At 68.9% G+C, this 11,318-nt stretch carries 9 protein-coding genes and 1 pseudogene; 9 read left to right on the top strand and 1 reads right to left on the bottom strand.

The genetic code is table 11. From position 1 onward, the window contains the following. The first annotated feature begins 5 nt into the window (after nt 1-5). From A9X04_RS11125 to A9X04_RS11135, 3 genes and pseudogenes are all read left to right on the top strand, one after another. Nucleotides 6-803 carry an ABC transporter ATP-binding protein gene (locus A9X04_RS11125; RefSeq protein ID WP_067920245.1) on the top strand — a complete coding sequence of 266 codons (798 nt, stop codon included), beginning with the start codon at nt 6-8 and terminating at the stop codon, nt 801-803. Continuing rightward, nucleotides 800-1,699, top strand: a pseudogene (locus A9X04_RS11130) (glycosyltransferase); the annotation flags it as partial. The gene A9X04_RS11125 and the pseudogene A9X04_RS11130, both read left to right, overlap by 4 nt. 251 nt (nt 1,700-1,950) lie before the next feature. Further along, entirely contained in the window at nt 1,951-2,781 is an 831-nt protein-coding gene (locus A9X04_RS11135; protein ID WP_067920249.1) for an ABC transporter permease, read from the top strand. Between the two features lie 12 nt (nt 2,782-2,793). Here the strand turns inward: A9X04_RS11135 and A9X04_RS11140 are convergent, their stop codons facing one another. Then, complete coding sequence (locus A9X04_RS11140) at nt 2,794-3,156, bottom strand: DUF732 domain-containing protein (protein ID WP_067920251.1); 363 nt, start codon at nt 3,154-3,156, stop codon at nt 2,794-2,796. Nucleotides 3,157-3,342: 186 nt separating this feature from the next. Here A9X04_RS11140 and A9X04_RS11145 point away from each other — a divergent pair, with 186 nt between their 5' ends. The 6 genes from A9X04_RS11145 to A9X04_RS11170 all read left to right on the top strand — a co-directional run. Continuing rightward, a complete protein-coding gene (locus tag A9X04_RS11145; protein WP_067920253.1) occupies nt 3,343-3,822 on the top strand; it encodes a GreA/GreB family elongation factor in 480 nt (159 codons plus the stop codon). Between the two features lie 52 nt (nt 3,823-3,874). Then, nucleotides 3,875-4,303, top strand: coding sequence for a GtrA family protein (locus tag A9X04_RS11150; protein WP_067920255.1), 429 nt, complete (start codon nt 3,875-3,877; stop codon nt 4,301-4,303). A 32-nt stretch (nt 4,304-4,335) separates the two neighbouring features. Further along, nucleotides 4,336-5,736, top strand: a complete 1,401-nt coding sequence (locus tag A9X04_RS11155) for an FAD-binding oxidoreductase (protein ID WP_067920257.1) — start codon at nt 4,336-4,338, stop codon at nt 5,734-5,736. Nucleotides 5,737-5,747: 11 nt separating this feature from the next. Further along, nucleotides 5,748-6,512: a decaprenylphospho-beta-D-erythro-pentofuranosid-2-ulose 2-reductase gene (locus tag A9X04_RS11160; protein ID WP_067920259.1), complete on the top strand. Its 765-nt coding sequence runs from the start codon at nt 5,748-5,750 to the stop codon at nt 6,510-6,512. Between the two features lie 2 nt (nt 6,513-6,514). After that, nucleotides 6,515-8,518 carry a galactan 5-O-arabinofuranosyltransferase gene (locus A9X04_RS11165; RefSeq protein WP_067920261.1) on the top strand — a complete coding sequence of 668 codons (2,004 nt, stop codon included), beginning with the start codon at nt 6,515-6,517 and terminating at the stop codon, nt 8,516-8,518. Next, a partial coding sequence (locus A9X04_RS11170) for an arabinosyltransferase domain-containing protein (RefSeq protein WP_067920263.1) occupies nt 8,518-11,318 on the top strand: 2,801 nt, incomplete at its 3' end. The genes A9X04_RS11165 and A9X04_RS11170, both read left to right, overlap by 1 nt.

The raw sequence follows: 11,318 nt of genomic DNA on the forward strand, positions 1-11,318 counted from the left end.
GCACGGTGGCGGGTCCTCACATCGAGACGCACAACGCGTGGGTGGAATTTCCCATTTTCGACGCGAAGTCGCGCTCCCTGAAGAAAGCCTTCCTGGGCAAGGCGGGCGGCACGATCGGGCGCAACAGCTCCAACGTGGTCGTCGTCGAGGCGCTACGGGACATCACCCTGTCCCTCGAGCTGGGCGACCGGGTCGGTCTGGTCGGCCACAACGGCGCCGGGAAATCGACTCTGCTGCGGCTGCTTTCGGGCATCTACGAACCCACCCGCGGATGGGCGGAGGTCACCGGCCGGGTCGCACCCATCTTCGACCTGGGGGTCGGGATGGACCCCGAGATCTCCGGTTACGAGAACATCATCATCCGCGGGCTGTTTTTGGGGCAGACCCGAAAGCAGATGACGGCCAAGGTGGACGAGATCGCCGAGTTCACCGAGCTGGGCGACTACCTGTCGATGCCGCTGCGCACGTACTCCACCGGGATGCGGGTGCGGCTGGCGATGGGCGTGGTCACCAGCATCGACCCCGAGATCCTGCTGCTCGACGAAGGTCTGGGTGCGGTGGACGCCGACTTCATGAAGAAGGCACAGTCCCGGCTGCAGAGCCTGGTGGAGCGATCCGGAATCCTGGTGTTCGCCAGCCATTCCAACGAATTCCTCGCGCGGCTGTGCAAGACCGCGATGTGGATCGACCACGGGGTGATCCGGATGGCCGGCGGGATCGAAGAGGTGGTGCGCGCCTACGAGGGGGAGGACGCCGCCCGGCACGTGCGCGAGGTGCTGGCCGAAACGCGCAACGAGATATGAGCGGAACCGTCATCGCCGTCGTCGTCACCCACCGGCGACCCGACGAGCTGGCCAAGTCGCTTGGCACGCTGAGCAGCCAGACGCGGCTACCCGACCACCTGATCGTCATCGACAACGACGGCCCCGGTTCCGGCCGGGTCAGCGATCTGGTTGCCGGCCAGCCGATCCCGACCACCTACCTGGCCTCCCGCCGAAACCTCGGCGGCGCAGGCGGTTTCGCCCTGGGAATGTTGCACGCACTGGCCCTGGGGGCCGACTGGGTGTGGCTGGCCGACGACGACGGGCGCCCACAGGACTCTCACGTGCTGGCCACCCTGCTCGCGTGCGCCGAAAGGCACGCCTTGGCCGAAGTGTCGCCGATGGTGTGCAACGCCGACGACCCGGAGCGGCTCGCGTTCCCGTTGCGCCGCGGCCTGGTATGGCGCAGGCGTGCAAGCGAATTGCGGACCGAAGCGGGACAGGACCTGCTGCCCGGGATAGCGTCGCTGTTCAACGGCGCGCTGTTCCGGGCGGAAACCCTGGAAGCGATCGGCGTCCCCGACTTGCGGCTGTTCATCCGGGGCGACGAGGTCGAGATGCACCGGCGCCTGGTGCGATCGGGCCTGCCGTTCGGCACCTGCCTGGACGCGATCTACCTGCACCCCTGCGGTTCCGCGGAATTCCGCCCGATCCTGGGCGGTCGCATGCACACCCAATACCCCGACGACCCCAACAAGCGGTTCTACACCTACCGCAACCGCGGCTACCTGTTGGCCCAACCGGGCCTGCGCAAGCTGCTGATCCAGGAATGGGTTCGGTTCGGCTGGTACTTCCTGGTGACCCGGCGCGACCCCAGGGGCCTGGCCGAGTGGATCCGGTTGCGCCGCTTGGGACGCCGCGAGCAATTCGGGTCGCCACCATCGGACCCCCGTGGCGATCGCGAGCGCGGCGAAGCCGGGCGAAGCGGGTCGCCACCATCGGACCCCCGTGGCGATCGCGAGCGCGGCGAAGCCGGGCGAAGCGGGTCGCCACCATCGGACCCCCGTGGCGATCGCGAGCGCGGCGAAGCCGGGCGAAGCGGGTCGCCACCATCGGACCCCCGTGGCGATCGCGAGCGCGGCGAAGCCGGGCGAAGCGGGTCGCCACCATCGGACCCGGGAGGACCCAGGTGACGTTTCTCGACGCGGCGGCCCAGTCGCGGACCTTCACCCGCGCCAGGGGCGATCTGGTGGCCGGTTTCCGCCGGCACGAGCTGTGGCTGCACCTGGGCTGGCAGGACATCAAGCAGCGCTACCGCCGCTCGGTGCTGGGACCGTTCTGGATCACCATCGCAACCGGCACCACGGCCGTCGCGATGGGCGGCCTGTATTCCAAGCTGTTTCACCTCCAGCTCTCCGTGCACCTGCCGTACGTCACGCTGGGTTTGATCATCTGGAACCTGATCAACGCGGCCATCCTCGAGGGGGCCGACGTCTTCGTCGCCAACGAGGGACTGATCAAGCAGCTGCCGACACCCCTGAGCGTGCACGTCTACCGGCTGGTGTGGCGGCAGATGATCCTGTTCGCGCACAACATCGTCATCTACGTCGTCATCGCGATCATCTTCCCCAAGCCGTGGTCGTGGGCGGATCTGTCGGTGATCCCGGCGCTGGGGCTGATCGTGCTCAATTGCATCTGGGTGTCACTGTGTTTCGGCATCCTGGCGACCCGCTACCGCGACATCGGTCCGCTGCTGTTCTCGGTTGTGCAGCTGCTGTTCTTCATGACGCCGATCATCTGGAACGACGACACCTTGCGGCAGCAGGGGGCGGGGCGCTGGTCGAGCATCGTCGAGCTCAACCCACTGCTGCACTACCTCGACATCGTTCGGGCCCCGCTGCTGGGCGCCCACCAGGAGCTGCGGCACTGGGCCGTGGTGGCGGTGCTGACCGTCGTCGGCTGGGTGCTGGCGGCGTTCGCGATGCGGCAGTACCGCGCCCGGGTGCCCTACTGGGTGTAGCCGGGCACCGGCTCACATCAGTGGCGGCAGTGGATTGAGCCAGTCCAACGAGCCGTCGGTCTGCCCTTTGTATTGCGGGCAGTAGGCGGAGACGGAGAGCCCGACGAAGAACCCCGCTTGCCGGGCCGAGAGGTTGGCGTCCTTCATCACCTTCATCGCCAGGACACTCGACTTCTGGTTCCTGTCCAGCCCGGCGCAGACGGTGTGGGCCATTGAGATCGCGGTGCCGGGGTCTTGCATGGTGATCCCGTTGTCCGCCAAGGCCCCCAGGAAGGCGTCGTCCGGCGGATCCGCCGCCGCCGGGGCGGAGCACAACACCGCGGCGAACAGCAGGCCCGCACCGAGTGCCGACCACGTCCGCAGACCGACGTTCATACTTACCAAGATAGGCACCCGCAGCGTCGGGAGGACGGCTTCGAGAAGCCGTTCTGGATCCCGCAAACCGATCGGATATCGGTTCCGCAACGCGGTCAGGCGCTTCCCCGATAATGGTGGCGGCCGCCTCGCCGTGGTGTAACACTGGAACGCCACCCGAGCAAACTGGGCGAAAGGTCCATCGACGTGAGCAAGAAGGTCCAATCAGCGGCGGACGCGGCACGGGAGAACCTGGCCGCGGAGCTGGAGCGGCTGCGGCAGCGGCGCGACCGCCTCGAGGTCGAGGTCAGGAACGACCGCGGCATGGTGGGTGATCACGGCGACGCGGCCGAGGCGATTCAGCGCGCCGAGGAGCTGGTAGGGCTCAGCGACCGGATCAACGAGCTGGACCGCCGGCTGCGGACCGGGCCGTCGCAACCCGACGAGTCGGAGACCCTGCCCGGTGGCACCGAGGTGACCCTGCGGTTCTCCGACGGTGAGGTGGTCACGATGAACGTGATCTCGATCGTCGAGGAGACGCCCGTCGGCCGGGAAGGCGAGACGTTGACCGCGCGCAGCCCGCTGGCGCAGGCCCTGGCCGGGCACAAGGCGGGCGACACGGTGACCTACTCGACGCCCCAGGGCGAGGATCAGGTCGAGCTGATAGCGGTCAAACTCCCCCGCTAACGCCTTCCGCCGCGTCCCCGGCCGTTCCGGCGGCCCCGATAGACTCCCCCCAATGGTTGCCCCGCTGCCCGATGCCGCCCCGCCGAGCCCGCAGCTCAGTCTGACGACACAGGTGACGCGGTTCGTCGTCACCGGCGGCCTGGCGGGGATCGTGGACTTCGGCCTGTATCTGACCCTGTACAAGGCGGCGGGCGTCCAGGTCGACCTGGCCAAGGCCACCAGCTTCGTCGTCGGCACCATCACCGCCTACCTGATCAACCGCCGGTGGACGTTCCAGGCGGCCCCGAGCACCGCGCGCTTCGTCGCGGTCATGGTCCTCTACGGCATCACCTTCGCCGTCCAGGTCGGGCTCAACCATCTGTGCCTGGCGCTTCTGCACTATCGCGGGTGGGCGATCCCGGTCGCGTTCGTGATCGCGCAGGGCACCGCGACGGTGATCAACTTCATCGTCCAGCGGGCGGTAATCTTCCGCATCCGCTGAGCCGACGCCCGCAGGCGGTACCCTCTTTGACGATGTTGAGCCCCGACGTTGTAACCACCACCACCCGGCTGACCGGCTTTGGCCGCACCGCGCCGTCGGTGGCCGAGGTGCTCTCCACCCGCGATCCCGAGCTGATCGCCAAGGCCGTCGCCCGGGTCGCCGAATCCGGCGGGCCGCACGGACGGGGCGTGATCGCCCGCGGGCTGGGCCGGTCCTACGGCGACAACGCCCAAAACGGCGGCGGCCTGGTGATCGACATGACCGGGCTGGACCGCATCCACTCGATCAGCGCCGACACCAGGCTGGTCGACGTCGACGCCGGCGTCAGCCTGGACCAGCTGATGAAGGCGGCGCTGCCGTTCGGCCTGTGGGTTCCGGTGCTGCCGGGCACCCGGCAGGTCACGGTCGGCGGCGCGATCGCCTGCGACATCCACGGCAAGAACCACCACAGCGCGGGCAGCTTCGGCAACCACGTGCGCTCGATGGACCTGCTGATGGCCGACGGCACCGTCCGCACCATCACCCCCGACGGCCCGGACGCTTCCGACGCCGAGCTGTTCTGGGTCACCGTCGGCGGCAACGGCCTGACCGGGATCGTCCTGCGCGCGACCATCGAGATGACGCCGACGGAGACGGCGTACTTCATCGCCGACGGGGTGGCTACCAAGGACCTCGACGAGACGGTCGCGGCCCACCTCGACGGCAGCGAGGCCAACTACACCTACTCCAGCGCGTGGTTCGACCTGATCAGCCCGCCGCCCAAGCTCGGCCGCGCCGCCATCAGCCGCGGCAGCCTGGCCACGCTGGACCAACTGCCCAAGAAACTTGCCAAGAATCCGCTGAAATTCGATGCGCCGCAACTGTTGACGGTGCCGGACATCTTTCCGGTCAGCGCGATGAACAAGCTGTCCTTCATGGCCATCGGCGAGGTTTACTACCGGCTGGGCGGAAACTACACCGGCAAGATCATGAACCTGTCGCAGTTCTACCACATGCTCGACCTGGTCAGCGGCTGGAACAACGCTTACGGCCCAATGGGTTTCGCGCAGCACCAGTTCCTGGTGCCGCCGGACGCGATGGACGAGTTCAAGGCCATCATCCGCTGGATCCAGACCCGCGGCCACTACTCGGCGCTGAACGTGTTCAAGCTGTTCGGCCCGGGCAACCGCGCGCCGCTGAGTTTCCCGATGGCCGGCTGGAACGTCGCGATGGACTTCCCGAACAAGCCGGGCATCAACGAGTTCCTCAACGAACTCGACCGGCGCGTCCTGGAATTCGGGGGCCGGGTCTACACCGCCAAGGATTCCCGGGTGAGCGCCGAGACCTTCCATGCCATGTACCCGCGGATCGACGAATGGATCGCCGTGCGCCGCAAGGTGGATCCCGCCGGGGTGTTCGCCTCCGACATGGCCCGACGTTTGGAGCTGCTGTAAATGGTGCGTCAATGGTTTTAGATGCCGTGGGGAACCCCCAGGCCATCCTGCTGCTCGGCGGTACGTCCGAGATCGGGCTGGCCATCTGTGAGCGCTACCTGCAGAACGCGCACGCCCGAATTGTGCTGGCCGCCATGCCCAATGACCCGGGACGCGACGCCGCCGTCGCCCAGATGAAGGCGGCGGGCGCGCGGTCGGTGGAGCTGATCGACTTCGAGGCCACCGACCCCGACAGCCACCCCAAGATGATGGATGAGGCGTTCGCCCACGGAGACATTGACGTGGCGATCGTCGCGTTCGGCATCCTCGGCGACGCCGAAGAGCTCTGGCAGGACCAGCACAAGGCCGTGCTGGCCGCCGAGATCAACTACACGGCAGCGGTTTCGGTGGGGGTGCTGCTCGGCGAGAAGATGCGCGCCCAGGGATTCGGCCAGATCATCGCGATGAGCTCGGCAGCCGGCGAGCGGGTCCGGCGGTCCAACTTCGTTTACGGCTCGACCAAGGCGGGGTTGGACGGCTTCTATCTGGGACTCGGGGAAGCGCTGCGCGAGTACGGGGTTCGCGTTCTGGTGATCCGCCCCGGTCAGGTGCGTACCCGGATGAGCGCCCACGTCAAGGAGGCCCCGCTCACCGTGGACAAGGAGTATGTCGCCAACCTGGCGGTGACCGCGGCCGCAAAGGGTAAGGAATTGGTTTGGGCGCCGGCAGCATTCCGTTACGTGATGATGGTGTTGCGACACATTCCGCGGAGCGTCTTCCGCAGGCTGCCAATCTGATCATGCGTAACGCGCTGGCCGCCCTGGGCCAGATGGCGCTGGCGGCCGCGGTGGCCGTCGTCGTCGCGGTCGTGTCGCTGGCCGCCATCTCCCGCGTGCAGTGGCCGGCCTTCCCGTCGTCCAACCAGCTGCACGCGCTGACCACGGTGGGCCAGGTCGGCTGCCTGGCCGGCCTGGTGGCCGTCGGGTGGGCGTGGGGACGGTCCGGCCGGTATCGGTGGGCGGCCCAACTGGGCGGGCTGGCGTTCGTGTCCGCGTTCACCGTCGTGACCCTGGGCATGCCGCTCGGCGCGACCAAGCTCTATCTGTTCGGCATCTCCGTCGACCAGCAATTCCGAACCGAATACCTGACCCGACTCACCGACAGCCCCGCCCTGCGCGACATGACCTACCTCGGGCTGCCGCCGTTCTACCCGCCCGGCTGGTTCTGGATCGGCGGGCGCGCCGCGGCGCTGAGCGGAACGCCGGCCTGGGAGATCTACAAGCCGTGGGCCGTCACCTCGATCACCATCGCGGTCGCCGTCGCCCTGGTGCTGTGGTGGCGGATGGTCCGCTTCGAGTACGCGCTGATCGTCACCACCGCGACCGCGGCGGCAACCCTGGCCTATGGCTCGCCCGAGCCGTACGCGGCCATGATCACCCTGCTGCTGCCGCCGGTGCTGGTGTTGACCTGGTCGGGCCTGCGCGGCGGCGAGCGCGGGGGCGGCTGGGCGGCGGTGGTCGCCGAGCGTGAAGTTAACAGCACACTCGAGGCCCAGCGTGAAACTAACTTCACGGTCGCGGCGGCGGAGCCGAGCGCGAGAAGCGGATGGGCCGCCGTCATCGCCGCCGGGCTCTTCCTGGGGTTCACCGCCACCTGGTACACGCTGCTGTTCGGCTTCAGCGCGTTCACGGTCCTGTTGATGGCCCTGTGGCTGGCCGGGGTGCGGTGGCGGCAGGGTGGCGCCGGGGCCGCCCTCGACCCGCTGCGCAGGCTGGCCGTCATTGCCGTCATCGCCGCGGCCATCGCGAGCACCACCTGGCTGCCGTTCGTGGTCCGGGCGGCCCGCAGTCCGGTCAGTAACTCCGGCAGCGCCCAGCACTACCTGCCGGCCGACGGCGCCGTCCTGACCTTCCCGATGCTGCAGTTCTCGCTGCTCGGGGCGGTCTGCCTGCTGGGCGCCCTGTGGCTGGTGGTGCGGGCCCGGTCATCCGCGCGGGCGGGGGCCCTGGCCGTCGGGGTGCTGGCCGTCTACCTGTGGTCGCTGCTGTCGATGCTGACCACGCTCGCGCGCACCACGCTGCTGTCGTTCCGGCTCCAGCCCACCCTGACCGTGCTGCTGGTGGCCGCGGGGGCGTTCGGCTTCATCGAGGCGGTGCGGGCGCTGTCCGCGCGAGGCGCCGCCTGGGAAAAAGCGACCCTTCCCGTCGCCGCGGCCATCGGCCTGGCCGCCGCCATCGCGTTCAGCCAGGACATCCCCGACGTGCTGCGCCCGGATCTCACCATCGCCTACACCGACACCGACGGCAACGGCCAGCGGGGCGACCGTCGACCGCCGAGCTCGGAGAAGTTCTACCCCGACATCGACCACGCCATCGCGACCGTGACCGGCAGGCCGCGCGACCAGACCGTGGTGATGACCGCCGACTACAGCTTCCTGTCCTTCTATCCCTATTGGGGATTCCAGGGACTGACGTCGCACTACGCCAACCCGCTGGCCCAATTCGACCTGCGGGCCGCCCAGATCAAGAAGTGGTCCAAGCTCAAATCCGCCGACGAGCTCATCCACGCGCTCGACACCTGTCCCTGGCCGCCGCCCACGGTCTTCCTCATGCGCCGCGGCGCGAACGGCAACTACACGCTGCGGCTGGCCGAGGACGTGTATCCCAACCAGCCCAACGTCCGTCGCTACACCGTCGATCTGCGGGCCGCCCTCTTCGACAGCCCGCAGTTCGTGGTCCACGGTGTCGGCCCGTTCGTGGTGGCGATCCGCAAACCCCCCGACAAACCACTGACAAGCCACTGATGAGCACCGACACCTCACCGCACAGCCTCGAAGAACTAGCATCTAGCACCGTGACCGACACGGGAGCCAACCACCGGATCGCCCGGTTGGTTGCCACCGTCGCCGGGCTGCTCGGGGCCCTGCTGGCCATCGCCACCCCGCTGCTGCCGGTCAACCAGACCACCGCGCAGCTGAACTGGCCGCAGAACGGCGCCTTCGCGAGCGTCGACGCGCCGCTGATCGGGTACGTCGCCACCGATCTCAGCGTCACCATCCCCTGCCAGGCCGCCGCCGGGCTGGTCGGCGCGCCGAACGCCGGCAAGACGGTGCTGTTGTCGACAGTGCCGAAGCAGGCCCCCAAGGCCGTCGACCGCGGGCTGCTCATCCAGCGCGCGAACGACTATCTCGTGGTGGTGGTGCGCAACGTCGCGGTGGTGACCGCCCCACTCAGCCAGGTGCTCAGCCCGGCCTGCCAGCGGTTGACCTTCACTGCACACGCCGAGAAGGTCACCGCCGAATTCGTCGGGCTGACCCAGGGACCCAACGCGGAGCACCCCGGCTCGCCGCTGCGCGGGGAGAAGAGCGGCTACGACTTCCGGCCCCAGATCGTCGGTGTGTTCACCGATCTCAGCGGGCCGGCGCCGGCGGGCCTGAGCTTCTCGGCGACCATCGACACCCGATACAGCAGCAGCCCCACCCAGCTGAAGATGGCGGCGATGATCCTCGGCGTGGTGCTGACCGCCGCCGCCTTGGTCGCGCTGCACCTGCTCGACACCGCCTTCGAAACCGCCGGGGCCACCCGCCACCGCCGCTTCCTGCCGTCGCGCTGGTGGTCGGTCAGCGGGCTGGACGCGCTGGTCATCGCGGTGCTGGTGTGGTGGCAGTTCGTCGGCGCGAACACCTCCGACGACGGCTACATCCTCACCATGGCCCGGGTCTCCGAGCACGCCGGTTACATGGCCAACTACTACCGCTGGTTCGGCACGCCGGAGGCCCCCTTCGGCTGGTACTACGACCTGCTGGCCCTGTGGGCCCACGTCAGCACCGCCAGCATCTGGATGCGGCTGCCCACCCTGGCGATGGCGCTCACGTGCTGGTGGGTGATCAGCCGGGAGGTCATGCCGCGCCTGGGTCACGCCGTCAAACAGAACCGCGGCGCGGCGTGGACGGCGGCCGGCATGTTCCTGGCCGTGTGGCTGCCGCTCAACAACGGCCTGCGGCCCGAGCCGATCATCGCGCTGGGCATCCTGCTGACCTGGTGCTCGGTGGAGCGCGCGGTGGCCACCAGCCGGCTGCTGCCGGTGGCGGTCGCCTGCATCATCGGCGCGCTGACGCTGTTCTCCGGGCCGACGGGCATCGCCTCGATCGGCGCCCTGCTGGTCGCGATCGGGCCGCTGCGGACCATCCTGCACCGCCGATCCAAGCTGTTCGGCGCGCTGCCCTTGGTCGCGCCCCTGCTCGCCGCGGTCACCGTCACCGCCATCCTGATCTTCCGCGACCAGACTCTGGCCGGCGAGGTGCAGGCCAGCATGCTCAAGCGCGCCGTCGGGCCCAGCCTCAGCTGGTTCGACGAACACATCCGCTACGAGCGGCTGTTCATGGCCAGCCCCGACGGATCGGTCGCCCGCCGCTTCGCCGTCCTGGCCCTCGTCTTGGCGCTCGGCATCACGGTCGCCATGTCGTTGCGCAAGGGCCGGATTCCGGGCACGGCCGCCGGGCCCAGCCGCCGCATCGTCGGGATCACCATCATCTCGTTCATCGCGATGATGTTCACCCCCACCAAGTGGACCCACCACTTCGGCGTGTTCGCCGGGCTGGCCGGGCCGCTGGGTGCGCTGGCCGCGGTCGCCGTGACCGCGGTGGCGATGCGGTCCCGCCGCAACCGCACCATGTTCGCCGCGGCGGTGCTGTTCCTGGTAGCCCTGTCGTTCGCCAGCGTCAACGGCTGGTGGTATGTCTCCAATTTTGGTGTGCCATGGTCGAATTCGTTCCCGGCATGGCATTACGCCTTCGCCACCGCGCTACTGGGGCTGACCGTCCTCGTGCTGCTGCTGGCGGCGTGGTTCCACTTCGTCGATCCCGACAACGGCGCGCCCAAAACCCGTCTGGGCACGCGAGTTGCCGGAATTGTCCAGTCCCCGTTGGCGATTGCGACCTGGGTGCTGGTGGTCTTCGAGGTGGCGTCGTTGACCCTGGCGATGACCGCCCAGTACCCCGCGTGGTCGGTGGGTCGCTCCAACCTCGAGGCGCTTACCGGCAAGTCCTGCGGCCTGGCCGAGGACGTGCTGGTGGAACAGGATCCCAACGCCGGCATGCTGTCCCCGGTGAGCGCCACGGCGGGCCCTGTAGTAGCACAAGCACTGGGGGCGGGCCTGTCGGAAGCCTTCACGCCCAACGGCATTCCGGCCGACGTCCGGGCCGACCCGGTGATGGAGCGGCCCGGTGACCGCAGCTTCATCAACGACGACAAGCTGGTCACCGGCGCGGAGGCCGGCACCGAGGGCGGCACCACCCCGGCGCCCGGAATCAACGGATCGGTCGCGCAGCTGCCCTACAACCTGGACCCGGCACGCACGCCCGTGCTGGGCAGCTGGCGCCCGGGCATTCAGGTGCCCGCCCATCTGCGATCGGGCTGGTACCGGCTGCCCGCCCGCGACGGCGCGCGGCCGCTGCTGGTGGTGAGCGCGGCCGGCCGTTTCGACCCCCGCGAGGTTCAGGTCCAGTGGGCGACCGACGACGAAGCGGCGGGCGGGCACCCCGGCGGGTCGTTCCAGTTCGCCGACGTGGGGGCGTCGCCGGCGTGGCGCAACCTGCGGCTGCC

The organism is Mycobacterium sp. E3247, from assembly GCF_001667785.1.
In the GTDB taxonomy this organism is placed as follows: Bacteria; Actinomycetota; Actinomycetes; order Mycobacteriales; family Mycobacteriaceae; genus Mycobacterium.

Bases quoted from the DNA above. Each gene is read 5' to 3' on its own strand.
- A9X04_RS11140 (WP_067920251.1), bottom strand. From the start codon at position 3,156: ATGAACGTCGGTCTGCGGACGTGGTCGGCACTCGGTGCGGGCCTGCTG.
- A9X04_RS11150 (WP_067920255.1), top strand. From the start codon at position 3,875: ATGGTTGCCCCGCTGCCCGATGCCGCCCCGCCGAGCCCGCAGCTCAGT.
- A9X04_RS11160 (WP_067920259.1), top strand. From the start codon at position 5,748: ATGGTTTTAGATGCCGTGGGGAACCCCCAGGCCATCCTGCTGCTCGGC.
- A9X04_RS11155 (WP_067920257.1), top strand. From the start codon at position 4,336: ATGTTGAGCCCCGACGTTGTAACCACCACCACCCGGCTGACCGGCTTT.
- A9X04_RS11165 (WP_067920261.1), top strand. From the start codon at position 6,515: ATGCGTAACGCGCTGGCCGCCCTGGGCCAGATGGCGCTGGCGGCCGCG.